Source organism: Xanthomonas euroxanthea, from assembly GCF_900476395.1.
Classification (GTDB): Bacteria; Pseudomonadota; Gammaproteobacteria; order Xanthomonadales; family Xanthomonadaceae; genus Xanthomonas; species Xanthomonas euroxanthea.
The window spans coordinates 315,064-340,839 of sequence record NZ_UIHB01000010.1 but is presented as its reverse complement, the minus strand read 5'-3'; the positions used below and the strand labels follow the sequence as shown (position 1 = coordinate 340,839).

19 protein-coding genes are annotated in these 25,776 nt (G+C 66.9%); 16 read left to right on the top strand and 3 right to left on the bottom strand.

Features of this window, described 5'->3' with window-relative positions; translation table 11 throughout:
* The first annotated feature begins 242 nt into the window (after window positions 1-242).
* From rpmH to mnmE, 4 genes are all read left to right on the top strand, one after another.
* A complete protein-coding gene (gene rpmH / locus CPBF1521_RS21415; RefSeq protein WP_002805908.1) occupies window positions 243-383 on the top strand; it encodes a 50S ribosomal protein L34 in 141 nt (46 codons plus the stop codon).
* Window positions 384-421: 38 nt separating this feature from the next.
* Complete coding sequence (gene rnpA, locus CPBF1521_RS21410; protein WP_104650389.1) at window positions 422-868, top strand: ribonuclease P protein component; 447 nt, start codon at window positions 422-424, stop codon at window positions 866-868.
* A gap of 15 nt (window positions 869-883) precedes the next feature.
* Window positions 884-2,605, top strand: a complete 1,722-nt coding sequence (gene yidC / locus CPBF1521_RS21405; protein ID WP_115678215.1) for a membrane protein insertase YidC — start codon at window positions 884-886, stop codon at window positions 2,603-2,605.
* 312 nt (window positions 2,606-2,917) lie between these two features.
* Window positions 2,918-4,258, top strand: coding sequence for a tRNA uridine-5-carboxymethylaminomethyl(34) synthesis GTPase MnmE (gene mnmE / locus CPBF1521_RS21400; RefSeq protein ID WP_115678214.1), 1,341 nt, complete (start codon window positions 2,918-2,920; stop codon window positions 4,256-4,258).
* Between the two features lie 158 nt (window positions 4,259-4,416).
* On the opposite strand, the gene CPBF1521_RS21395 is transcribed toward mnmE, so the two are convergent.
* Window positions 4,417-5,277, bottom strand: a complete 861-nt coding sequence (locus CPBF1521_RS21395; protein WP_115678213.1) for an acid phosphatase — start codon at window positions 5,275-5,277, stop codon at window positions 4,417-4,419.
* A gap of 193 nt (window positions 5,278-5,470) precedes the next feature.
* Here CPBF1521_RS21395 and CPBF1521_RS21390 point away from each other — a divergent pair, with 193 nt between their 5' ends.
* On the top strand, window positions 5,471-7,771 hold the full coding sequence (locus CPBF1521_RS21390) for a TonB-dependent receptor (protein ID WP_115678212.1): 2,301 nt from the start codon (window positions 5,471-5,473) through the stop codon (window positions 7,769-7,771).
* 255 nt (window positions 7,772-8,026) lie between these two features.
* On the top strand, window positions 8,027-9,127 hold the full coding sequence (locus CPBF1521_RS21385) for a glycerophosphodiester phosphodiesterase (RefSeq protein WP_181901328.1): 1,101 nt from the start codon (window positions 8,027-8,029) through the stop codon (window positions 9,125-9,127).
* A 119-nt stretch (window positions 9,128-9,246) separates the two neighbouring features.
* Here the strand turns inward: CPBF1521_RS21385 and CPBF1521_RS21380 are convergent, their stop codons facing one another.
* Together CPBF1521_RS21380 and CPBF1521_RS21375 are read right to left on the bottom strand one after the other, a co-directional pair.
* A complete protein-coding gene (locus CPBF1521_RS21380) occupies window positions 9,247-10,035 on the bottom strand; it encodes a rhomboid family intramembrane serine protease (RefSeq protein WP_104650383.1) in 789 nt (262 codons plus the stop codon).
* 702 nt (window positions 10,036-10,737) lie between these two features.
* Window positions 10,738-11,694: a TerC family protein gene (locus tag CPBF1521_RS21375; protein WP_016901852.1), complete on the bottom strand. Its 957-nt coding sequence runs from the start codon at window positions 11,692-11,694 to the stop codon at window positions 10,738-10,740.
* 261 nt (window positions 11,695-11,955) lie between these two features.
* Between CPBF1521_RS21375 and CPBF1521_RS21365 the strand changes: the two genes are divergently transcribed.
* The 10 genes from CPBF1521_RS21365 (at window position 11,956) to CPBF1521_RS21315 (ending at window position 25,532) form a co-directional block, all read left to right on the top strand.
* On the top strand, window positions 11,956-13,122 hold the full coding sequence (locus CPBF1521_RS21365) for a class I SAM-dependent rRNA methyltransferase (RefSeq protein ID WP_115678210.1): 1,167 nt from the start codon (window positions 11,956-11,958) through the stop codon (window positions 13,120-13,122).
* A gap of 31 nt (window positions 13,123-13,153) precedes the next feature.
* The gene (locus tag CPBF1521_RS21360; RefSeq protein ID WP_104585914.1) at window positions 13,154-13,471 is read left to right on the top strand and encodes a hypothetical protein; all 318 of its coding nucleotides are present in this window, start codon (window positions 13,154-13,156) and stop codon (window positions 13,469-13,471) included.
* A 743-nt stretch (window positions 13,472-14,214) separates the two neighbouring features.
* A complete protein-coding gene (locus CPBF1521_RS21350) occupies window positions 14,215-14,802 on the top strand; it encodes an RNA polymerase sigma factor (protein WP_104585912.1) in 588 nt (195 codons plus the stop codon).
* 2 nt (window positions 14,803-14,804) lie between these two features.
* A complete protein-coding gene (locus CPBF1521_RS21345) occupies window positions 14,805-15,773 on the top strand; it encodes a FecR family protein (protein ID WP_115678209.1) in 969 nt (322 codons plus the stop codon).
* 156 nt (window positions 15,774-15,929) lie between these two features.
* Window positions 15,930-18,692 (top strand): TonB-dependent receptor, encoded by a 2,763-nt coding sequence (locus tag CPBF1521_RS21340; RefSeq protein ID WP_201798641.1) that lies wholly within the window; start codon window positions 15,930-15,932, stop codon window positions 18,690-18,692.
* An 11-nt stretch (window positions 18,693-18,703) separates the two neighbouring features.
* Window positions 18,704-20,836, top strand: coding sequence for an acylase (locus tag CPBF1521_RS21335; RefSeq protein WP_235858496.1), 2,133 nt, complete (start codon window positions 18,704-18,706; stop codon window positions 20,834-20,836).
* Between the two features lie 82 nt (window positions 20,837-20,918).
* Window positions 20,919-21,395 (top strand): hypothetical protein, encoded by a 477-nt coding sequence (locus CPBF1521_RS21330; protein WP_115678206.1) that lies wholly within the window; start codon window positions 20,919-20,921, stop codon window positions 21,393-21,395.
* Window positions 21,396-21,511: 116 nt separating this feature from the next.
* Window positions 21,512-22,765 (top strand): dipeptidase, encoded by a 1,254-nt coding sequence (locus CPBF1521_RS21325; RefSeq protein ID WP_115678205.1) that lies wholly within the window; start codon window positions 21,512-21,514, stop codon window positions 22,763-22,765.
* Between the two features lie 261 nt (window positions 22,766-23,026).
* Entirely contained in the window at window positions 23,027-24,337 is a 1,311-nt protein-coding gene (locus CPBF1521_RS21320) for an MFS transporter (protein WP_181901327.1), read from the top strand.
* A gap of 25 nt (window positions 24,338-24,362) precedes the next feature.
* Window positions 24,363-25,532 (top strand): glycerate kinase, encoded by a 1,170-nt coding sequence (locus tag CPBF1521_RS21315; RefSeq protein ID WP_115678203.1) that lies wholly within the window; start codon window positions 24,363-24,365, stop codon window positions 25,530-25,532.
* The last annotated feature ends 244 nt before the right edge of the window (window positions 25,533-25,776 follow it).

The window sequence follows — 25,776 nt, the reverse complement described above, 5'->3', positions numbered from 1 at the left end:
CAAAGTATGATCATCTGTTGCTGGCTGCGGCGCGCAGAAAAGCGCCGTGCTCGCAGCCCGGTAGTGAAAAGAGGATGGGCCAGACTAGCACCGAGGGCAGGGTTTTCCCAGACTTATTCACAGGTCCATCCACAGGGCGCCACCGCCGTCACCTCCGGTAAAGTGTGCGGGGAGTTGACCCGGACGCAGGTGGCCCTATAGAATTGCCGGTTCTATTCGTCTCCATTCATGCAGAGGGCCCCATGGCCACCAAGCGTACTTTCCAACCCAGCAACCTCAAGCGAGCACGCGACCATGGTTTCCGCGCACGTATGGCAACCGCCGACGGCCGCAAGATCCTGGCTCGCCGCCGCGCCAAGGGCCGCAAGCGCCTGAGCGCTTGATTGCCGCGCCGCTCCCTGCGGCCGAGGCAGTCCCTAACGTGAACGCATCGAACCCGTGCAGGCGATTTCCTCGCTCTGCGCGGGTTCGTACGCGTGCGCAATATACGGTCGTTTTCGATACGGCACGTCGTACCTCGGACCCGTTGCTCAGCCTGCACTGGCGGACCGGCGATACGCCGCCGCGCCTGGGCATGGCGGTGTCGCGCAAGGTCGATACGCGTGCGGTGGGTCGCAACCGGATCAAACGCGTCCTGCGCGATGCCATGCGCCATCTGCTGCCCGAGCTTGCCGGCGGCGACTACGTGATTGTGGCGCGTTCGGCGGCCGCAAAAGCGACCAATCCACAGATTCGCGATGCCTTCGTGCGTCTGCTGCGCCGTGCCGGCGCATTGCCCCTGCCTGCCGCGCCCGGCACAATGCCGCCCGCCAGGACGATGCACCCATCCTCCCTTTCCCCGACAGAGCCGGAACCCAGTTCCGACTGAGCGAGTTGCTGCCCGATGAACCAGACCCGTGTTTTCCTGATTTTTGCCTGGCTGATGGTCGCGGCGCTGCTGTGGATGGAGTGGGGCAAGGACAAGGCGGCCGCCAATGCGCCGGTGGCCGCGGCGACCCAGTCGGTGCCGGCCGCGCGTGACCTGGACGCAGCTGCGACCGCGGCCAATGTGCCGGCGGCACAGGCCATCCCGCAGGCGGGCGCGCCGGGTGCCGTGCCGGCGACCAGTACCACCGCCGCGACGCCGGCCGCTGCCGGCGCTGCGCCGGTGATCACCCTGACCTCGGACGTGCTGCGCCTGAAACTGGACGGCCGCAGCGTGCTCGATGCCGAATTGCTGCAGTTTCCGCAGACCAAGGACGGCACCGCGCCGGTCAGCCTGCTGACCGAAGATGCCGCGCACCCCTACAACGCCACCAGCGGCTGGGCCAGCGAGCATTCGCCGGTTCCTGGCGTGGGCGGCTTCCGCGCCGAACAGCCGGGCACCGCATTCGCACTGGCCAAGGGCCAGAACACCCTGGTGGTGCCGTTCGTGTGGAATGGCCCCAACGGCGTGTCGATCCGCCGCACCTTCACCCTGGAACGCGGGCGCTACGCGATCTCGATCAAGGACGAGGTGATCAACAAGAGTGGCGCGCCGTGGAACGGGTACGTGTTCCGCAAGCTGAGCCGGGTGCCGACCATCCTCAGCCGCGGCATGACCAACCCGGATTCCTTCAGCTTCAACGGGGCGACCTGGTACAGCCCGCAGGAAGGCTACGAGCGTCGCGCGTTCAAGGACTACATGGACGACGGCGGCCTCAATCGCCAGATCACCGGCGGCTGGGTGGCGCTGCTGCAGCACCATTTCTTCACCGCGTGGATTCCGCAGAAGGACCAGGCCTCGCTGTATGTGCTGAACCAGGACGGCCCGCGTGACGTGGCCGAACTGCGTGGCCCGGCCTTCACTGTCGCGCCGGGTCAGACCGCCACCACCGAGGCACGCCTGTGGGTCGGCCCGAAACTGGTCAGCCTGATCGCCAAGGAAGATGTGAAGGGGCTGGACCGTGTGGTCGACTACAGCCGCTTCTCGATCATGGCCATCATCGGCCAGGGCCTGTTCTGGGTGCTGAGCCATCTGCACAGCTTCCTGCACAACTGGGGCTGGGCCATCATCGGGCTGGTGGTGTTGCTGCGCCTGGCGCTGTATCCGCTGTCTGCTGCGCAGTACAAGTCCGGTGCCAAGATGCGCCGCTTCCAGCCGCGCCTGGCGCAGCTGAAGGAGCGCTACGGCGATGATCGCGTCAAGTACCAGCAGGCGACGATGGAGCTGTTCAAGAAGGAAAAGATCAACCCGATGGGCGGCTGCCTGCCGCTGCTGATCCAGATGCCGATCTTCTTCGCGTTGTACTGGGTGCTGGTGGAATCGGTGGAACTGCGTCAGGCGCCGTGGCTGGGCTGGATCCAGGACCTGACCGCGCGCGATCCGTACTTCATCCTGCCGCTGCTCAACATCGCCATCATGTGGGCCACGCAGAAGCTCACCCCGACCCCGGGCATGGACCCGATGCAGGCCAAGATGATGCAGTTCATGCCGCTGGTGTTCGGCGTCATGATGGCCTTCATGCCGGCCGGCCTGGTGCTGTACTGGGTGGTCAACGGCGGGCTGGGGTTGCTGATCCAGTGGTGGATGATCCGCCAGCACGGCGAGAAACCGAGCAAGATCATCCAGGCCAACGCAAAGTAAGCAGTTGCACAGAGCCCGCCGCAAGGCGGGCTTTCTGTATGTGCGCCCGGATGTCGTTTTTTTTTTTAGCTATGCCACGGATGCTGTCGTGATGTCATCGCTGTTGCACCGCTTGCGATGCACCTCGTTGCGCCAGCGTGTTGGCGTGGCCGGCTATCGCAAGCAGCGTGCAGGCAACACTGGATCGGTGTCTTGAAGATCGATCCATCGTGCGCAAGGCTTACGGCATATCCGTGAAATGCAGCCATACCGCCGCCGCGCGCGCAGGCGCATGCAAGCCACGTCTTTGACTACACGCCTTACCATCTGCCTATGTCTTCTTCGCCATCGACCATTGTTGCCATCGCCAGCGCCGCCGGAACCGGAGGCATCGGCATCGTGCGTCTGTCCGGGCCGCAGGCCGCGCAGATCGCCGCCGAGTTGGGCGTCCCGACTCTGCAACCACGGCAGGCGAGATACGCACGCTTTCGCGATGCGCAGGGCGAGGTGATCGACGATGGCATCGCCTTGTGGTTTCCGGCGCCGCACAGCTTCACTGGCGAAGCGGTGGTGGAGTTGCAGGGCCATGGCAGCCCGGTGCTGTTGCGGCAGCTGGTGAGCCGCTGCATTGCCCTGGGCGCGCGCCAGGCGCGCGCGGGCGAGTTCAGCGAACGCGCCTTTCTCAACGGCAAACTTGATCTGGCGCAGGCCGAGGCGATCGCCGATCTGATCGCCGCCGGCGATCTGCGCGCGGCACGTGCTGCGCGCAGATCGCTGGACGGTGTGTTTTCGCAACGTGTCGATGCAGTCAGCGACGGCCTCACCCGGCTGCGCATCCACGTGGAAGCAGCCATCGACTTTGCCGACGAGCCGCTGGACACGCTGGGCGGGGCGCAGGTGCGCGATGGATTGACCCAGGCTCGCAGCCTGCTTGCGCAGTTGCTGCGCGATGCCGAGCGCGGGCGCAAGCTGCGCGACGGCCTGCATGCGGTGCTGATCGGCCCGCCCAACGCCGGCAAGAGTTCCTTGCTCAATGCGCTGGCCGGTAGCGAGCGCGCCATCGTCACCAATGTCGCCGGCACCACCCGCGACACCTTGCAGGAAGCCATCCAGCTCGATGGCTTCGACCTGACCCTGGTCGACACCGCCGGCTTGCGCGAGGGTGGCGATGCGATCGAGCGCGAGGGCATGCGTCGCGCACGTGTCGAACTGCAGCGCGCCGATCTGGCGCTGGTGGTGCTGGATGCACGCGACCCGCAGGCCGCACGCGATGCGATCGGCGATGCCATCGATGCGGTGCCGCGTCAGCTGTGGATCCACAACAAATGCGATCTGCTGGCCGACCCCGCAGCGCTCGATCGCGACGCGATCGCAGTATCGGCAGTGACCGGGCAGGGACTGGAGCAGTTGCACGCCCGGTTGCGCGAACTCGCGCTGGGCGATGGAATGGAAAGCGTGGAAGGTGAATTCTCCGCACGCACGCGGCATGTCGACGCACTGCGTCGTGCCGAACAGCACGCAGATGCGGCGGATCTGGAGCTGGGTTTCGAACAACTCGAACTGGCCGCCGAAGAACTGCGTCTGGCACAGGAAGCCCTCGGCGAGATCACCGGCAAGCTGAGCGCCGACGAGTTGCTGGGCAAGATCTTTTCGAGTTTTTGTATCGGCAAATAAACCACTTACTTGCCGCGACGTATGAAGAGCCGATGCAGATGCTCGCTGTCGGTGTTCTGATCTGCGGACCGTAGCGGTGACAGGCGCAAAGCGCGAGTGGCAGGGTCACTTGCTGTGATATCGAAACCCAGAACCCGCGCCCGCGCCGCAGAAACAAATCACATCACCCCAGGCAGCACGGTCTGCAGTGCGGCGTTCTCCGCCGCGCAGGCTGGCGATTCCGCCAGCGCTACCGGCTGCTTCGCACGTGCCTTGGCGATCTCGCGACGTGCGGCGGTGAGATCCTTCTGGAACTCGGCATTGTCGTGCAACGCGGCGACGGTGGCGGCGCCCATGATGCGGCCCTGCAGGACATCGCTCTGCCAGTGCACGTTGCAGACCAGGCGGCTGTCGCCGAAGGCGCGGCCGCGGGCGAGCAGGGCATCGCGTTGTGCGGGGGCCAGCTCGGCCAGGATCAGGCCCCAGCTCCAGCCGATGGCAGTGTGGCCGGAGGGATAGGAGCCGTTCTTGCGCAGTGCCGCGTCGTCGTCGGGCGTGCACATCGGTTGGTCGTTGCGCATGAACGGGCGCGGGCGTTGGTAGCGCGCCTTCGCTGCGCTGGTGCTGGTACTGGCATCGCGCATGCTGCGCTCCAGCAGGCGCAGCAGGTGCGGGGTGTGGGCCTGGTCGATCTGGATGCCGAGCGCGCAGCTGAAGTGGGTGGCGGCTGCGGGAAACCCCAGCGCGGCGTCCCGTGTGGCCAGGTCCCAGCGCGGTGTGCCGCGCAGGGCGAGCATGGACGTGGCGATGGCCTGATCGTTGGCGAGCGCGGCGCTGCCGTCCTGCGGCGGCGGCGGTACCAGGCGCAGGCTGTCGGGCACGTGTGTCTTTTCCAGGTAGCCATGTGCATCGGTGGCGATCACCGAGCCTGTCGCGGCGACGTTATCCCGCGCGCTGGCGATACCGCATCCCCAGGCCAACACGGCGATGGCGGCGCCGGTCAGCGTCCGGGAACAAGCACGGGCAATGCGATGGGACATGGACCAACCCTCGGACAACACAGATGGATCAGGTCGCAGATTACGACGCGCAGATGACATCTGCATGCAAGCGCGGCGCAGCGCTTGCGCGGGATGCGCTGCGACTGTCGCGGCACTGTCACCTGGCCGTCGCATCGACGCAAGACAGCTGTCGCACGCTTGCCGTCATCTTTTGACTCGTTCCCTGCCGCCCATGCCCAAGATCCATCTCTTAAGTGCCGCTGTCCTCACCGCGCTCGTGCTGTCGCCGGCCGCCCATGCTGCCGACCCCGACGTGACTGCCGACACCGGCACGACCGTGCAGCAACTCGATGCGGTCTCGGTGATCGGCCAGGGCGAAACGCGTCAGGTGCAGCGCATCACCCAGCAGGACATCCCGGTGTTGCCGCCGGGTACCAGCATCCAGAAGCTGCTCAACCGCATGCCGGGCGTGAACGTGCAATCCAACGATGCCTTCGGTGCCAACGAGGAGTCGCAGACGATCAGCCTGCGCGGCTTCAACGGCACGCGCCTGGGCTATACGCTGGACGGCCTGCCGCTGGGCGACAACGCCTACGGCAACTACAACGGCCTCAACATCAGCCGCGCCCTGATTGCGGAAAACTTCGGCGGCGTGGAGCTGGCCTCGGGCATCGGCGCGCTGGGCACTGCATCCACCAGCAACCTGGGCGGCACCATCCAGTACTACTCGGCCGATCCGTCCAGCGTGTTCGGCGGGCAGCTGTCGCAGACGGTGGGCTCGGACGCCAACCGCCGTACCTTCCTGCGTGTGGATACCGGCGACTACAACGGCTTTTCGGCCTATCTGTCCGGCATCAATGCCGAAGCCGACATGTGGACGCGCCCGGACTCGCCGACCACCACGCGGCAGTTCAATGCCAAGGGCGTGTACCAGTTCGATGGCGGCAAGCTGACCGCATTTGCCGATACCTCGCGCACCTCGCAGGCGGACTATGCGTATCTGTCCAAGAGCGGCATGGCGCGTGGCCTGGGCTGGGACTGGAACCTGTACGCACCGGACTGGAACCGGGCGTTGGCCGCGGCGTACTGCGCACCGGCCACGCGCAATGCGGCGCGCTGCGGTTTCAGCGGCGGCGTGGACAATGTCGACGATGCCTACTACCAGAGCCGCGCCTTGCGCGACGACGATCTGTTCTACGTGGCCGGCGACTTCCAGCCCAACGATGCGATCAGCCTGCATACCCAGGTCTATCACCACGAAAACAAGGGGCAGGGCCACTGGTGGTCGCCGGGCCAGGCATCCAATCCGGGGACGCCGCAGGCGCTGCCGATCTCGATCCGCAGCACCAACTACTGGATCAACCGCACCGGCGGCATCGCGTCGCTCGGCTGGAACCTGGGCGCGCATCACCTCGAAGCCGGGCTGTGGTACGAGCGCAATCACCACGATGTGGAGCGAAATTTCTACTGGATCGACGGGCCGGTCAGCGACGACAAGTTCCTGCAGGATCCGGATCGCCGGCTGTTCTCGCAGAACTACATCATCACCACGCGGCAGTTCTACGTGCAGGGCAACTTCAAGTTCCTCGACGAGCGCCTGAGCGTGGATCTGGGCATCAAGAGCCCCAGCACCGAAATGACCGCGCGCGAGACGCCGGGGCTGGCGGTGGAAGCACCGGTGGCGACCGGCTCGATCAAGGCCAGCGAGTCGGTGCTGCCGCAGGTCGGCCTGGGTTATCGCATCGCCGACGGGCAGGAGGTGTTTGCCTCGTACGCGGAAAACATCGCCGCGTTCCAGGGCGGCGGCGCCGGTGGTCCGTTGCTGGTGACGCAGGCCTCGTTCGATGCCAGCATCGGCGCGCTGGAGCCGGAAAAGTCGCGCACCGTGGAGGCCGGTTATCGCTTCGTGCGTGACCGCTTCGAAGCCTCGCTGGTCGGCTACGACGTCACCTTCGACAACCGCCTGCTCTCGCTCAATCCCTGCGCCAGCATCCAGCAGGGCACCACGCCGGCCTGCACCACACGCTTCTTCAACGTGGGCTCGGTGAGCAGCCGCGGCGGCGAACTGACCGTGATCTGGAAGCCGACCAGCTACCTGCAGTGGTACAACTCGGCCTCGATCAACCGTTCGACCTACGACGACAACTATGTGCAGAACGGGGTGACCATTCCGACCGCCGGCAAGACCACGGTGGATACGCCAAAGCGCATGTTCGCCAGCGAAATCGCGTTCAACTACGCCAACTGGAACATCAATCTGCGCGGCAAGTACACCGGCCAGCGCTACTACACCTACACCAACGATCAGGGCTTTGGCGGCTACACCTCGTTCGACGCAGGCGCCGGCTACGACTTCGGCCAGGCCGGCGTGCTGCAGGGGCTCAAGCTCTCGCTCAACGTCACCAACCTCACCGACAAGCGGTACGCGTCCAACCTCACCGCGTTCGCCAACAGCGATCCGACTGGCCGCCAGCTGGCGTTCCATGCCAGCGCGCCGCGGCAGGTGTTTTTGACCTTGGATGCGAAGTTCTGAGGACGGGATTGGAGAGTCGGGATTGGGGATTGGGGATTGGTAATAGCGGGTCTTGTGGCTGCTGACTGATTTCCGGTGGCGATCGACGTGGATGGTTTTAGAGTGGCTGGCAACACCTGGCGAGTGATTGTCGGGCGGGTGCGACGATGCGGAGGAAGCGGGATGTACGGTCGTGCATCCCGCCCCGATCATCGACCGAGCTCGCCTGGCGATGACGCGGTGGTGGTGATGGCTGCTCTTTCATTGGAGAAAGGCATGATGCAGTTCCACCGTATCTGGCTGTTGGGGGCAATGATGGTCGGTATGAGCGGGCCCGCGTTGGCAGAGGCGCCGTTGGCGAAGACGGTGCTGATCTCTGCGCACCGTGGCGCCAGCGCACTGCGCCCGGAACACACCTTGGCCGCGTATGCCAAAGCGATTGTCGATGGCGCCGATTTTGTCGAGCCGGACCTGGTGTCCACCAGGGATGGCGTGCTGGTGGCGCGCCATGAGAACGAGATCGGCGGTACGACCGACGTGGCCAGTCACCCGGAGTTCGCTGCGCGCAAGACCCGCAAGACCATCGATGGTCAGGCGATGGAAGGCTGGTTCACCGAGGATTTCACCCTGGCCGAATTGAAGACGCTGCGCGCGCGCGAGCGTCTGCCGCAGTTGCGCGGCACGCGCTGGGATGGGCAGTTTCAGATCGTCACCTTCGACGAGATCATCGATTTTGTCGCAGCCGAATCGGCGGCGACCGGGCGCAGCATCGGGCTGATTCCGGAGATCAAGCACCCGAGCTATTTCAGCCGGCTGCATCTGGCGATGGAAGACAAGGTGCTGGCGAGCCTGCGTGCGCATGCCTACACGCAGACCGCACCGGTGGTGATCCAGTCGTTCGAGACCGGCAACCTGCGTTATTTGCGCGGCAATATCGGGCGCAGCAGCAACATTCGCCTGCTGCAGTTGCTGGCCGGCGCGCAGATGGCGTTGCCCGATGCGGGCGTGGGCAGCGCGCCGCGGACCTACGGGCAGATGATCACGCCCGAGGGGTTGACGCAGGTTGCCAGCTACGCCGATGCGATCGGCCCGGACATCCGCAGCATCATTCCGCTGGATGCGCAGCAACGCCTGGGCACGCCGACCAGCCTGGTGCACGACGCGCATGCGGCAGGATTGCAGGTGCAGCCGTATACATTCCGCCCGGAGAACTACTTCTTGGCTGCCGAAAACCGCAGCAGCGGCGCGGTGAACGAGCGTAACGACGCCGGTGCACTGGCCGAGCTCAAGATCTATCTGGACGCCGGCATCGATGCCTTCTTCGCCGACGACCCGGGCCTGGCACGGCGCGCATTGCAGGGGCAAGCATCGCGCTAGGCAGCGCCTTTGTAGGAGCGTGCCTGCGCGCGATGGGGCGGTCCCGGTAATGCCCTGTCGCGCGCAGGCACGCTCCTACGGGAAACAGGGGCCGTTTGGGTCGTTGCTCCATGCAGGCACTAGCTGCCCGGTGGGCGCTCGCGCGGTGGGAAGTGCAGCACCACGTTGTGCGAGCCGTCTTCCTGGCGCTGCCACAGCACCGGTACCTGGCGCGGCGGTGGCGGTTCCAGCACGTCGTGCTCGCCATTGCTTACTTCCCACGCAGCGTCCTCGTCTTCGTCCTCCCAGCTGTAGCGCGGCCTGGCCTGTTGCGGGTCGCGCAGGCGCAGCAGCAACGCGGCAATCAGGCCGGCCACCGCGCCGCCCAGATGCGATTGCCAGGACACGCCGGCTTCGTGCGGCAGGATGGTCAACAACATGCCGCCATAGAACAGGAAGGCGATCATGCTGGTGGCAATCGCCGGGCGGTCGCGGCGCAGCAGGCCCAGCACGAACACCAGGAACATCAGCCCGTGGGTGACGCCGCTGGCGCCAAGATGCCGGCTGCCGGGCTCGCCCAGCAACCACGCGCCCAGGCCCGAGCCCAGCCACAACAACGGCAGCGCCAGGGCGGTGGCACGCGGATACACGCTGCCGGCCAGCGTGCCCAGGATCAGTAGCGCGGCGGCATTGGCGCCCAGATGCGCGAGCGAGCCATGCAGCAGCGGTGCGGTGAGGATGCCGAGCAGGCCGTCTGCCTGCAGCGGTGCCACCGCCCAGGCGCGCCAGTCGAACATGCCCTGGGCGGTGAACACCGCCACCAGCAGCAGCACGGCGGCCAGGCTGAAGTTGAAGGCACGCAACACCCGGGAACGATCCAGGCGGTCTTGCGCGGTGGCGTCGGCGGCGGCAACAGGAGGCGGTGTCATACCTTCACGGATGGCGTCGCGCGGATTTTTTACAAGCTATCCGCCTCGGGATAAGCAGGCCCGACGACGGGATAATCCAGTTTGGCCGCCGATCGTTGGCGCAGCGGCCGCACGGCACCATGCAGGTGACCGGGGCGCGACACGAACATGCGCGGCATCACGCCCTCGCCAGTTCGGCCCGGAACGCCCCCAGCGAGTGGGAGCCTGAATCCGGGCGGCCTTGAGAGGGGATTGAACGGTGTGGATGCCGCGGTCGTAGAGCTGACGATCTGCGGCTTGGCTGCAGGGCCCTTGCCCGCCCACCATCGCGGGACACGCCGTGAATCCGTCCATGGAGGCTCTTACGCGGCATCCATGCCGCGTAAGGTCCCGCGACGGTGAGCAGGCAAGGGCCCGTCGAGTTGGTCGGTGCGCTTGGTTGTGAGCAGTGCATGCAGCGCGGCCGTTCCCGAATCCCAATTGCAGACTCCGGACTCCCAGCCTGTCAATGCGGGGGCCGGCTTGGGTGGCCGCACCAAACTCAGCAGATGGTGACGACCAGGATCTCGGGTAGCCAGGCTCTGGCGCGGCATCCATGCCGCTCAAGGGCCCGCGACGGTGAGCGCAGGGACCTGTCGAGATGGTCGGTGCGCTCGGATGCCAGCAACACACGCGGCGCTACCGTCCCCGATTCCCGAATCCCGAATCCCGAATCCCAGCCCCTCAGTGCCTGGCCGGCTTGGGCGGCCGCAGCAGGCTCAGCACGATGGTGAAGACCAGGATCACGATCACCACTGCCAGCGAGACCAGCACCGGGATCTTGTACAGATCGATGATCATCATCTTGGTGCCGATAAACACCAGGATCACTGCCAGCCCATACGGCAGCAGGTGGAAGCGGTCGGCCATGCCGGCCAGCAGGAAGAACATCGCGCGCAGGCCCAGCACCGCGAACACGTTGGAGGTCAGCACGATGAACGGGTCGGTGGTGATCGCGAAGATCGCCGGGATGCTGTCCACCGCAAAGATCACGTCGATCACCGCAATCAGGATCAGCACCACGAACAACGGGGTGAACCAGCGCTTGCCGTCCTTGATCACGCTCAGCGCATGGCCGTGGTATTGCGGGCTCAGGCGCAGATGCCCGCGCATCCAGCGCAGCACCGGGTTGGCTTCCAGATCCGGCTCCTTGCCGGCGGAGAACCACATCTTGATGCCGGTCAGCAGCAGGAACGCGCCGAACACATACAGCAGCCAGTGGAACTTGGTCAGCAGCACCGAGCCGGCAAAGATCATGATCGCGCGCAGCACGATCGCGCCCAGCACGCCGATGATCAGCACGCGCTGGCGCTGTTCTTCGGGCACGCCGAAGTAGGTCATCACCATCAGGAACACGAAGATGTTGTCGACCGCCAGCGATTTCTCGACCAGGTAGCCGGTCAGGAACTCCAGCCCGATGCGGTCGGCTGCCGCGTCGCCCATGCTGCCCTGCAGGTACCACCACAGGCCGGCGTTGAAGGCCAGCGCCAGCAGCACCCAGCCGATGCTCCACCAGGTGGCTTCCTTGAAGGTGACCTTGTGGGCACCGCCGTGGCGCATCAGCACCAGATCGACCAATAGCGCCACGATCACCACGATCGCGAAGCCGCCCCATAACCAGACATTGCCAATGGTTTGCATAAAAGAATCCCGATAGTGAAACGACCTGGACAGCCGGTGGGCTGAGGCCTTGTGACACGGAAATCGTGGATTCCGGGTGACGGACCTTCGCCTGCGCGGCGAAGGTCTCGCTCACAACCGGCCGGGCCGGTTGCCGTTGCACCGGAGCCTGGCTGGCAGGACTCGTCATGACGGCGACAACGCTGGGAGCTACTCCCCTTCTGCGCCCGATTCTGCGTGCCGGAGGGCAGGCACGTCAATCCAGCCGGATACAATGGGCGGATGAATACTCCAGTCCCCGTCGTCCGACTCAAGAATGCCTGGCGCTCCAGCCACCCGTGGATCTTCCAGAAGCTGGTGGAAAAGCCCGCCGCCAAGCCCAAACCCGGCACCATCGTCGATGTGGTCGGCGTGGACGGGGAGTGGGTCGGCCGCGGCTTCTATAACGGCCACTCGCGCATCGCCGTGCGCATCCTGGAAACCGACCAGGCGGTGCCGGTGGATGCGGGCTGGTTCTCGCGCAAGATCGCCGCGGCAGTGAGCCTGCGCCGCGACTGGCTCAAGCTCGACGCGGTGTCCGATGCCTGGCGTGTGGTGCACAGCGAAGGCGACGGCCTGTCCGGCCTGGTGGTGGACCGCTATGGCGACCTGGTGGTGGTGGAGTTCTTCGCCGCCGGCATGTTCCGCCACCGCGAGTGGATCTACGAGGCGCTGCGCGCGCAGTTCCCGGGCTGCCGCTTCCACAGCTTTGCCGACGAACACGTGCAGAAGCAGGAAAGCTTCGATTTCCACGGCAATACCACCACCGAAGCATCGGTGATCACCGAGTACGGCATCAGGTTCCGCGCCGACCCGGCCGGTGCGCACAAGACCGGCTTCTTCGCCGACCAGCGCGAGAACCGCCAGTGGCTGAGCGACCAAGTCGAGGGCAAGAGCGTGCTGGACCTGTGCTGCAACACCGGCGGCTTTGCGGTGTATGCGGCCGCGCGCGGTGCGTCCGAGGTGCTGGGCGTGGACATCGACGAGGACGTGATCGCCATCGCCAAGGGCAACGCCAAGCTCAACAACGTGCGGCCCAAGTTCGTGCAGGCCGACATCTTCCCGTGGCTGCGCGATGCGTCCAACCGCGGCGAGCAGTTCGATGTGGTGATCCTGGACCCGGCCAAGATGACCCGCGACCGCGAGCAGGTGATCCCGGCGCTGAAGAAGTACCTGGACATGAACAAGCTGGCGCTGGGCGTGGTCAAGCCCGGCGGCCTGTTCGCCACCTTCTCGTGCACCGGGCTGGTGGCCGAGCAGGAGTTTCTGGACATGCTGCGGCGCGCCTCGTATTTCTCCGGGCGCACCATCCAGATCCTGAAGGTGGCCGGTGCCGGTCCGGACCATCCGTTCATGGCGCACGTGCAGGAATCGCGCTACCTGAAGGCTGTTTTCTGCCGCGTGATCTAGCGCGGCGATCAATCCGTGGAGCGGCCAGTCGATGACACCGGACGATGAGGAACGCAAGGCGCTGACCCGGTTGCTGCGCGAGATCGAGCGGCCCCATGCCAGCCTGCTGGCCAGCAACTGGCCGGTGTTCGGCGTGTGGCTGCTGTTTTCCGGGGCCTTCATGTATCTGTTCCAGACCGGCAGCGGCTCGCCGTTGCATCCGTTGACGTTGGCGCTGGGCTCGACCTGTCTGGGCGTGTTCGGTGCCTGGATCGTGTTGCGCTCGGTGTGGGCGCGGCAGTGGCTGCACCTGCGCGAGCACGTCGACGTGGAGAGCGTGCGCGCGCGCCTGGCCGAACTGGGCGACTGAACACGACGCGCAACACCGCTGCGCGCTGATCAGGCGCGTGCGATGGATTGCGTGCAGGCCAGATCAAATCGTCTGCGTGTTGCGTGTTGCGTGCTGCCAACTGCGCACGCCCGATCGCTTCTGCCAGCCGCTCGAAGGACCACCGGCCAGGCCATCTTCGGCCTGCGCGTATCGGGCCCATCCGCCGATGACCTGCGGCTGGTTGCAGCGGCAACCGATCACCAACCCGCCGGCCCTGCGGTGATGTCCGGCACCGCCTGGCGCAGATCGGCCCCCGAAGCGGACTTTGTCACGGTCTCCGGATCGACATCGCCACAGCACGCCCGGCCCCCATAAACACCGTACTCGCTAGCGCATCGGCGCCGCTCGTCGTGGCCGGATGCCACACGGTCGGACCGCCAGATACTGCAGTGCCCTGCACGGCGGCGCCCACCGCCGTGGAGTTGCCATTCGCGTTGCCATTGGCGTGGCGGCGCGCCCGTGTGCGCGGCGCGCCTGCATAACCCAAGGCAGTCAGGTCATTGCCAGCGGTCATTTCGTTGGCCGCATCCGACCGGACATCGTCGATGTCCGGCGCGCGCTGCGCGGGTAGTGCCATCGCAGCGGGCCACCCGTCGGAGGGCATGGCGGAGTTGCGCCGCTGGCGCATCGTGACTTCAAGAGCAGGCCCTTCGCTCGAACCCCCGGAGAACGCAATGACTTCCTCACTTCGACGTGCGGGCACGTCAGCGGCCGCGTCCTAGATGCCGGCCATCGATTCCCAGCGCGCCGCCTGGCTGGCGACGCAGGTCCTGCCGCACGAGCCGGCGCTGCGGCGCTGGCTGCGCAAGCACGCCCCCGGCAACGTCGATTGCGACGACGTCATCCAGGAGACCTACGCCATCCTGGCCGGGCTGGGCGAGGTGGGTCATATCGCCAATCCGCGCGCCTATCTGTTCACCGCTGCGCAGTCGGTGCTGCTGCAGCAGGTGCGCCGCGCCAGGATCGTGTCGATCGAGAGCGTGGCGGAAATCGAGCGCCTGGACATCACACAGGACGAGCGCTCACCCGAGCGCCACGCCATTGCCGGTCAGGAGCTGCGCCGCATCGGCGAAGCGCTGGCGGCACTGCCGGACAAATGCCGCCAGGTGTTTCTGCTGCGCAAGGTCGACGGCCTGTCGCAGCGCGAGATCGCCGCGCGGCTCGGAATCAGCGAGAACACCGTGGAAAAACACATCGTGAAGGGATTGCGTCTGCTGATGGCACGCATGGGCCGCACGCCCGCATCGGCACCGGCCGCGGGCCACGCCGCGCCGGCCACGCGCCTGGCCGATCCGCAGCGCGGCAGCTGAGCATGCGCAGCATCGACGACATTGCCGCCGCCTGGGTGGGACGCGAGGACCGCGATCCGCTCACGCCGGCCGAGCGCGTGCAGCGCGACCGCTGGTTGGCCGAAGACGTGCGCCATCGCGGCGCCTATGCACGGGCGCACGCGGTGCATCTGCATTTCGATCGTGCGCGCGCGCTGGGGCAGGACTTTGCCGCGGAAGCGACGTGTTCGCGGCGCACGCATCGACGCGGCAGGTGGCTGGCCGCACTTGCCGCCTGCGTGGTCGCTGCGGCTACCGGCATGCTGGCATTGCAGCCCGCCGTCCCCGACACCGGCGCGCCCGGCAGCGGCCATCACCTCACCCGCATCGGCGAGGTGTTGCGCCTGCCGTTGGCAGACGGCTCGGCGGTGACGCTGAATTCCGGCTCGGAAGTGGTGGTGGAGTTCAGCGCCGACCGTCGCCAGATCCAGTTGCTGCGTGGCGAGGCCTTGTTCGATGTGACCAAGGACCGTCATCGCCCGTTCGTGGTGATGGCGGCCGGCGCGGAAGTGCGCGCGGTCGGCACCAGTTTCAGCGTGCGTCGGCGGCAGGACGATGCGGTCAAGGTCGTCGTGCGCGAAGGCACCGTCGACGTGGAGGCCGACCGGCGCACACCGCAGCGGGTGGCCGCCAACATGCTGGCCATGGTCAGCCCGACGCAGGCGGTGCAGGTGCAGCCGCTGCCAGCACGGCGCGTGCAGCAGTTGCTGGTCTGGCGCGAGGGAATGATCGCCTTCGACGGCGACACCTTGGCGCAGGCCGCGGCCGAATTCGCCCGCTACAACGACATGCGCATCCTGATCGACGACCCCGCGGTGGCGCGGCGCACCGTGGTCGGCCTGTATTCGGCCAACGATCCGGAAGGCTTCGCACGCTCCGTTGCGCTGAGCATGGGCCTGCAGATCGAACACACCCGTGGCGGCATCCACCTGCGCGGCGCACTCGCGCAGTGAGGTGCACCGCTGCACGTCACCACCCGCGATGTCGATGGCGGAAAAGCGGCGGCCACGCATCCAACAGACAGGGGGCCACACAGCAACGGTGACGACGACCGGACAGCGGCGCACGCGCGCCAGCGGAGAGTAGTGATGCAGGCAGCAAGCAGGCGTTTGAGCAAGGCCATCGGCACGGCCGTGGCGACGATGGCAGCGGGAGCGGCCTTGGCAGCCTCGCCGCAGGGGCGCACGTTCTCGCTCCCCGAGAGCAATGCGGTGGTGGCGTTGCCGGAATTTGCGCGGCAGGCCGGCGTGCAGATCGTGGCACCCGGCGAATACCTGCAGCAGGTACGCACGCCGGCGGTGCAGGGCACGCTGGAATCGCGCGTGGCATTGCGGCAGTTGCTGGCCGGCACCGGATTAAGCGTGGTCCAAGACGATGGCGAACGCATCACGCTGGCCTCGGCGCAGCCGATGACGGCCGCGTTGCACGGATATCCCGCCGTGGGCTACGCACAGGTGGACGCATCCGCACCGACGCCACCAGCCGCTGCACCGCCAGCCGATGCCGCAGTCGGCAACCTGGATGCGGTGGTGGTCACCGGCGCACGCGGCGTGCAGCGCACCGTCACCGAAAGCCCCACCCCGATCGATGTGATCGGCGCGGCGGAACTGGAAAAGACCGGTCGCCCGGGCCTGCTGGCGGCACTCAACGATCTGGTGCCCTCGTTCAATGCACCGGCCAAATCCGGCAACGGCACCTCGTATGTGATCGCCACCGGCGGGCTGCGCGGGCTCAATCCGGATCACACCCTGGTGCTGGTCAACGGCAAGCGCCGCCACCGCACCGCCAGCATCAACATCGCCGGCATCGTCGGGCGCGGTTCGGTGCCGGTGGACATGAGCCTGATCCCGGTCTCGGCGGTGGATCACATCGAGGTGCTGCGCGACGGCGCCGCCGCGCAGTACGGCTCGGACGCAATCGCCGGCGTCATCAACATCCTGCTCAAGTCCGATGCCGAGGGCGGCAAGGCCGACCTGCTGTGGGGCCAGAACATCGACCGCGCCGATGGCGACAGCAGCAGCGCCAGCATCGGCAAGGGGCTGGCGCTGGGCAGCGACGGCTTCGTCTATCTGGCCGCCGACGCCAGGTACCAGCAGAGCTCCAATCGCGCAGTACCGGTGGCCGACGATTACCGGCTGTACTACCCGGTCAACGGCCAGCCGGACCCGCGCGAGGCCACCGCCAACCGCCTGATCACGCGCAACTTCGGCCAGCCCTGGCAGAAGGGCGCCAACCTGTCCTACAACGCCGAACTGGGCCTGGGCGGCGAGCTGCGTGGGTATTCCTACGCCACCTACAGCCGCCGCCTGAGCGACCTGGAATGGTCGTTCCGCAATCCCAACGCCAACAACACCCTGCAGGAGATCTATCCGGACGGGTACAGCCCGCGCCTGCGCATCGACGAGACCGACTACGAGTTCACCGCCGGCATCAAGGGCCTGTGGGGCCAGTGGGATTGGGATCTGGCCACCAGCTACGGCAGCAACGCCTCCGAACGCGACGGCCTGCACACGCTCAACGCCAGCCTGGGGCCGACCAGCCCCACAGAATTCTATCTCGGCCAGCTGACCTCCACCGACTGGACCACCAGCCTGGACATCACCCGCGGCCTGCAACTGGCCGAGCGCCCGCTGCAGGTGTCGTTGGGTGTGCAGCATCGCTACGAAAAATACGAGATCCAGGCCGGCGAGCAGGCGGGCTACGCAGCCGGCAGCTACGTGTTCCCGGCCGGGCATCCGCGCGCCGGGCAGGCGCCGCCGCCCGGCGCGCAGGGCGCGATCACCTTCCAGCCCGACGAAGCCGGCAGCCTGAATCGCAACAGCGGCGCGGCCTATGTCGACCTGACCTGGGATGTGGCCGACAGCGTGTCGCTGGGCCTGGCCGGACGCTACGAGCGCTTCGACGATTCGGCCGGCGACACCGCGGTGGGCAAGTTCACCGCGCGCTGGGCCATCACCCCGACCTTCGCGCTGCGTGGCGCGGCCAGCACCGGCTTCCGCGCGCCGGCCCTGGCGCAGGCCCTGTACGCGGCCACCAACAGCAGCTGGCGCACGCTGGACAACGGCGACCGCGAGCTGTTCCTGGCCAAGACGCTGCCGGTGGATTCCCCCGCCGCGCTGGCACTGGGGGCCGAACCGCTGAAGCCGGAGGAATCCACCAATGCCAGCATCGGCTTCACCTACAACCCCACGCGCGCGCTCAGCCTCACCGTGGATGCCTACCGCATCGATCTGGACGACCGCATCGGCATGACCGGCTACATCACCGGAGCGGCGATCACCGACCTGCTCACCCGCGCCGGCGTGTCCGGTGTCGACAGCGCGCAGTACTTCACCAACGCCATCGACACCCGCACTGAAGGCGTGGACGTGGTGGCGACCTGGCGCATGGAGGCCGGCGACTGGGGCCGGGTCAACTGGAACCTGGGCTACAACTACAACACCACCGACATCACCCGCATCGCCGACAACCCGGGCGCACTGGACTCGCTGGGCGCCGGCTACGAACTGTTCGACCGTGCCTCGCGCGGCTACCTGTCGCGCACCCCGCGCAGCAAGCTGCTGCTGGGCGGCAATTGGGTGATCGGCGACTTCGCGCTCAACGTGCGCGTCAACCGCTTCGGCAGCTTCGACGTGCTGGAAAACAACCCGGCCAACGATGAGCACGTGCCGGCCAAATGGATCACCGATCTGGAAGCGTCCTACGCACTGTCCGGGCGCATCACCTGGACGCTCGGCGCCAACAACCTGTTCAACCAGTACCCGAAGAACATCGGCGCGGTCGCCAGCACCGGCAGCGGTTTCTATGTGACCAGCGTGCCGTACGGCTTCACCGGCGGGTCCTACTACACCAAGTTGACCTACACCTTTTGAGGAGTGAGCCAGTGCCGCGACTTTCTTCGATGCGGGCGCATGCGCGCAGCGCTTCCATCTGCGCAGGGCTGTTGATCGCATTGCTCTGCGCTCCGACGGCGGCGCTTGCCGGCGCCGGCAAGGACACCGGCGAGATCCTGTGGGACCGCTACGGCGTGCCGCATGTCTATGCCAGGACCGAAGCCGGCACTTTCTACGGCTTCGGTTGGGCGCAGACCCATAGCCATGGCAATCTGCTGCTGCATCTGTATGGCGAAGCGCGCGGCCGCGCCGCCGAATACTGGGGCGAGAAGTACGCCGAACAGGATCGCTGGCTGGTCAGCAACGCTGTCTACCCACGCGCGCAGCAGTGGTACCGGCAGCAGGCCCCGGGCTTTCGTGCCGACCTGGACGCATTCGCCCAAGGCATCAACGACTACGCGGCCGCACACCCGGAGGCCCTGGACGCCAACGTCAAGGTGGTGCTGCCGATCACCGGCGTGGACGTGGTGGCGCACGCGCACCGGCTGATGAATTACGTCTACATCGCCTCGCCGGCCAAGGTGCTGGGCGAGCCGCCCAAGGACGGCCAGGCCCGCGATGGGTCCAACGCCTGGGCGCTGATGCCGAGCAAGACCCGCGACGGCCACGCCATGCTGCTGGCCAACCCGCACCTGCCCTGGGGCAGCGGCTTTTTCACCTACTACGAAGCGCATCTCAACGGGCCGGGTGTGGATCTGTACGGCGCCACCCAGGTCGGCCTGCCGATCCTGCGTTTCGGTTTCAACAAGCAGCTGGGTTTCACCAATACGGTGAACACGCTGCTGGGCCAGACTACCTACAAACTCAGCTTGTCGGGCGATGGGTATCTGCTGGACGGCAAGGTGCTGCCGTTCAAGCGTGAGACCAGAACGCTGAAGATCCGTCAGGCCGATGGCGCGCTGAAAACCCAGACGCTGGAAGTGCGGCAGTCGGTGCACGGCCCGGTGTTCGAACGCTACGACGGCAGCACCGTGGCGCTGCGTGTGGCTGGCCTGGATCGCCCCGACATGCTCAAGCAGTACTGGGACATGGGCAAGGCGCAGGACTTTGCGCAGTTCCAGCGCGCGCTCAAGCAGCTGCAGGTGCCGATGTTCAACATCGTCTATGCCGACAACGCCGGCAACGTGCTGTTCCTGGACAACGGCATCCTGCCCAGGCATGCGCAAGGCGATTTGAAGTACTGGAGCGGCCTGGTGCCGGGCGATACCGCAGCCACCCTGTGGCGCGATGTGCACAGCTACGATGAGCTGCCCAAGGTGATCAATCCGGCTGGCGGTTTCGTGCAGAACACCAACGACCCGCCGTGGCTGGCGAGCTGGCCGCGGGTGCTGGACCCAAGCGCATTTCCGGCCTATGTCGCCCCAACGGGGCCGATGTCGTTGCGTGCGCAGAACTCGGTAAAGATGCTGGCCGAGCACGACAGCATCGACTTCGACCAGCTGGTGGCGCTCAAGCGCACCGCACAGGCGCTGGCGGCCGATCGCACGTTGCCGCAGCTGTACGCCGCAGCCGCAGACAGCACCGATCCGGACATTGTCGCTGCGGTCAACGTGCTCAAGGCCTGGGACCGCCACTTCGAAGCCGACAGCCGCGGCGCGTTGTTGTTCGAGGAATGGGCGCGCCTGTTCACCGGCGATGCGCGCTACCTCTCGCAGGCCGGTTATGCCACGCCGTGGTCGCTGGACGCGCCGCTGACCACGCCCAGCGGCCTGAAGGACCCTGCGCTGGCGCTGCGCCAACTCAAGCAGGCCGTCGCCAGCACCAAGAAGACCTACGGTGCCATCGACCGGCCATACGGCGAGGTGTCGCGCTTCCACCTGGGCGCTGTCGATGTGCCGGGCCGCGGCGGTTTCGGCAATCTCGGCGCGTTCGACGTGATCACCTGGAACCCGCCCAATGCCGATGGCCAACGCCTGCCGCAGCACGGCGAAACCTGGGTCTCGCTGGTGGAGTTTTCCACGCCGCTCAAGGCCAAGGGCCTGATGAGCTACGGCAATGCCAGCCAGCCTGGTTCGGCGCACATCAGCGACCAGCTGCCACTGCTGTCCAAGGGCGAGTTCCGCACCTTGTGGACCACCCGCGAGCAGGTCGAACAGCACCTGGAATCGCGCACCGACTTCTGATGCCCAGCTTCCGACGATCGCCCGACGCCAAGCAGCTACCCGACAGCACCGCCCACTATCCCAGCATCCAAGGACACCGCCCATGCGCACCTTTCTGACCGCCGCCCTGTTCGCCGTCTCGGCGTTGACTGCCACGTTCGCCGCATCGGCGGCCGATCCGCACGACGGCGCCTGGACCCTGGTGGAATCCAAATCCAACTGGAGCGACGGCAAATTTCCCAAGGGCATGCGGCTGACCATCAACGTGCAGTTCTCCGACAACCGCATCGAATACCACTCCATCAACACCACCCGCCCGGACACGCCGTACAAGGTCGATTACGTCACCACGCTGGATGGCAAACCCAGCCCGCTCAACGAGCAGTCGCGCTTCAACCGGATCGCGGTGAGCAAGACCGGCGCCGACACCTACCAGATCCTCAAGATGAAGGACGACGACGTGATCGTCGGCGAGTTCTGGACGTTCTCTGCAGATGGCAAGACGCTGATCCGCAATGGGGTGGGCAAGTCGCCGGAAGGCAAATCCAAGGCCTATCACGAGTTCTTCGAACGCAAGTGAGCGCCGGGGCGTGGTCGGCGACGACGCCCCGGACCAGGCAGGCGAACCTCCTGATCGTGCAGCGGCTGAGGCCAGCGCGGCTATGATCGATACACCCCCAACTTCTGCGAGCTGCCATGACCCTGCATCGCCTGTGCACCGCCATCGTGCTGAGTCTGGCCGTGGCCGCACCCAGCCACGCGCTGGAGTTTTCCAAGGCCGAACTGGCGCGCGCCACCGCGCTGCAACAGCGGCTGGTCACGCTGGATTCGCATCTGGACACGCCGGCCAATCTGGAGCGCCCCGACTTCGACGTCCTGCAGGCGCACGCCGGCAACCGGCTGTCGCAGGTGGATTACCCGCGCATGGTCGAAGGCGCACTGGATGGCGGCTTCTGGGCGGTCTACACCGGGCAGGGCGATCGTAGTGCGGCCGCGCACTTGGACGATCGCGATGCCGGCCTGCAGCGGTTGTTGAAGATCCACACGCTGCTGGCCGCGCAACCGCAGCGCTTCGCCTTCGCCACCACGCCGGCCGATGCCGCGCGCATCAAGGCCGCTGGCAAGCGCGTGGTGTACATCAGCATGGAAAATGCCAGCCCGTTGGTGGCCGACCCCACGCTGCTGCGGTTCTATTACGCGCAAGGCCTGCGCCTGATGAGCACCGTGCATTTTCTCAACAACGAGTTCGCCGACTCGGCCACCGATCCCAAGGGGCCGGAATGGAAGGGCCTGAGTCCGGCCGGCAAGCAGCTGGTGCAGCAGGCGCAGGCATTGGGCATCGTGATCGATCAATCGCATGCCTCCGATGCGGTGTTCGACCAGTTGATCGCGCTGTCGCCGGTGCCGATCGTGCTCTCGCACAGCGGCGCGCGTGCGGTGTTCGACCATCCGCGCAATATCGACGACGCGCGGCTGAAGGTGCTGGCCGCACACGGCGGGGTGATTCAGGTGAATTCCTATGGCGGCTACCTGGTCGACAGCGGCGCCAGCCCCGAGCGCAAGGCCGCCGAGAAGGCGCTGACCGAGCAATACGGCGGCTGGGAGCACATCAAGATCGCCGACGGCACCGCCCTGAGCGCCGCGCTCAAGGACCTGGATGCGCGCTACCCGATCAAGCGCGCCACCGAGGAGGATTTCTTCGCCCATCTGGAGCATGTGCTCAAGGTGGTCGGACCCGAACACGTGGGCATTGGCATGGACTGGGACGGCGGCGGTGGCGTAGTCGGCCTGGAAGACGTCTCCGACCTGCCGCGCATCACCGCCTGGCTGCTGCGCAAGGGCTACACCGAGCCGCAGATCGCCGGCATCTGGGGCGGCAACCTGCTGCGGGTGATGGGGCAGGCGCAGGCGTATGCGGCGGGGAATGGGGAATCGGGAGTGGGGAAGTAGTGCTGGGATTGGGCAGTCGGGAGTCGGGATTCGCAAAGGCGAGGCGGTCTGTCGTGCGTGCGCTCCGAGTCCGGCATGTGCCTCGCGTGCCTCCTGGGGAAGCTGGGCATTTGCACAAAAACTAGCGCCGATCTGCCATGGACTGGCAGCAGGCTGACGATGCTTCCGGGAAAAAGCACCAACTAGAATGCGCCGACCCCTGTGTGGCGTCGGTGCCAACGCACCGCGCACCGGTGGGCTTACCCACTGCTGGAGCGTGCGATGACCCAAGCCCCCCGGCCTCTGCCGCCCTCCGACGGCCTGGGCCCGACCTACCGCAGGATCCTGTGGCGGCTGATCCCGTTCCTGTTCGTCTGCTACCTGTTCAACTACCTGGACCGGGTCAATGTCGGCTTCGCCAAGCTGCAGATGCTGGGCGACCTGGGCATGAGCGAGACCGTGTATGGATTGGGCGCGGGCATCTTCTTCATCGGCTACCTGGCCTGCGGGGTGCCAAGCAACCTGATCCTGCAGCGCATCGGGGCGCGCCGCTGGGTGGCGATCATGATGGTCAGCTGGGGCCTGCTGTCGACCTGCCTGATGTTCGTGCGCACGCCGGCCGGCTTCTACACCCTGCGCCTGCTCACCGGCGCGGCCGAGGCCGGCTTCTTCCCCGGCATAGTGCTGTACCTGACGCGCTGGTTCCCGCGCGCCCAGCACGGCCGGGTCATGACCGTCTTCATGTCGGCCATTCCGATCTCCGGGGTGCTGGGCGGGCCGTTGTCGGGCTGGATCCTCAGCCATTTCTCGGCCGGGCAGGGCGGTCTGGCCGGCTGGCAATGGATGTTCCTGCTGCAGGGCCTGCCCACGGTGCTGCTGGGCATCGGGGTGTGGTTCCTGCTCAGCGATGGCGTGCAGCAGGCAAGCTGGCTGGACCCGCAGGAGAAGCAGGCACTGACCCGCGCGCTGGCCGCCGACGAAGCAGGCAAGCCGGCCGGCGCCTCCACCTCGCTGGGCGCGGTGCTGCGCAACCCGGCGGTATGGCTGCTGGGCACGGTGTACTTCTGCATCCAGAGCGGGGTGTATGCGATCAACTTCTGGCTGCCGTCGATCATCCAGGGCAGCGGTGTCACCGACCCGACCCGGATCGGCCTGATGAGCGCCATCCCGTACCTGGCCGCGGTGGTGTTCATGGTGCTGATGGGCCGCTCGGCCGACCGCCGCGGCGAGCGCCGCTGGCACCTGGTGATCCCGTTGCTGATGGGCGCGGCGGGGCTGTGCATCGCCGCCAGCGTCACCGACAACCTGGCGCTGGCCCTGTTCGGCATGACCCTGGCCACGATGGGCGCGGTCAGCGGCTTGCCGCTGTTCTGGCCGCTGACCAACGGCTTTCTCACCGCCGCCGCGGCGGCCGGCGGGCTGGCGCTGATCAACTCCACCGGCCAGGTTGCCGGCTTCGTCAGCCCGTACCTGGTGGGCTGGATCAAGGACGCCACCCATAGCACCGAGCTGGCGCTGTACGTGCTGGCCGGGGCCATGCTGCTGGGCGCGGCGCTGGTGCTGCGGGTGCCGGCACGCGCGGTGAACCAGTGATGCGTTCCTCCAAGCGAGTGTGCCCATGAAGATCGTCATCGCCCCCGATTCCTACAAGGAAAGCCTGTCCGCGCTGGAGGTGGCCACCCAGATCGAGGCCGGCTTCCGCGAGGTGTTCCCCGACTGGCAGTACCGCAAGGTGCCGGTCGCCGATGGCGGCGAAGGCACGGTCGACGCCCTGGTGGCGGCCACCGGCGGGCGGGTGATCGCCTGCACGGTCAGCGGCCCGCTCGGCACCCCGGTGCAGGCGTTCTTCGGCCTGACCGGCGACGGCCGCACCGCAGTGATCGAAATGGCCGCCGCCAGCGGCCTGGCGCTGGTGCCGCCGGCCGAGCGCGCGCCGCTGCGCACCAGCACCGCGGGCGTGGGCGAGTTGATCCTGGCCGCGCTGGATGCCGGCGCGCGGCGCTTCATCATCGGCATCGGCGGCAGTGCCACCAACGACGGCGGCGCCGGCCTGGCGCAGGCCCTGGGCGTGCGGTTGCTGGATGCGCGCGGCGAGGCGATCGGCCCCGGCGGCGGCGCGCTGGCGGCGCTGGCCCGCATCGAGACCGACGGCCTGGACGTTCGCCTGCAGGACTGCCACTTCGAAGTGGCCTGCGATGTGGACAACCCACTGATCGGCCCGACCGGTGCCTCGGCGGTGTTCGGCCCGCAGAAGGGCGCCACGCCCAGCATGGTGCGCCAGCTCGATACCAACCTGCAGCACTACGCCAACCTCCTGCAGCGCGACCTCGGTGTGCGCCTGCACGACCTGCCCGGCGGCGGTGCGGCCGGCGGCCTGGGCGCGGCGCTTGTGGCGTACCTGGGCGCGCAGTTGCGGCCCGGCGTGGACATCGTGGCGCAGGCGCTGGGGCTGGATGCGCTGGTCGCCCAGGCCGATCTGGTCATTACCGGCGAAGGCCGCCTGGACAGCCAGAGCCTGCACGGCAAGACGCCGGTGGGCGTGGCGCGGGTGGCGCAGCGGCACGGCAAGCCGGTGATCGCCATCGCCGGTTGCCTGGGCAACGGCGCCGCGCGGCTGCATGGGCACGGCATCGCTGCGATGTTTGCGGTGGTGCACCGCGCCTGCACGGTGGAGCAGGCGCTGGCCGAAGCCGCCAGCAACGTGCGCATCGCCGCACGCAACGTGGCGGCGACATTGCAGGTGGGGCAGACGATGGCGCGTACGTCGGGGGGCGCTGACCTGCAGTGATGGCCGCACGCAGCTGCCTCGCACAGATCCTGCTGCTGCAGAGCGGCGTGCGTTGCATGGCTGCCGCATGAGGGCATGGCCCACGCAGCGCGGCGCGTCGGCCGAAAGGACAAGGTAACCACGTCGTTGCCTGCAGCCTCGGACGCGCACTGCCGTGCAGGCGGATGAGCGCAGCGTGCCGGTGGCGTGCCCGGTTCACGGCCCGGACGCCGCGCAACCGCAGCATGGCCGCGACGCGCGCTCA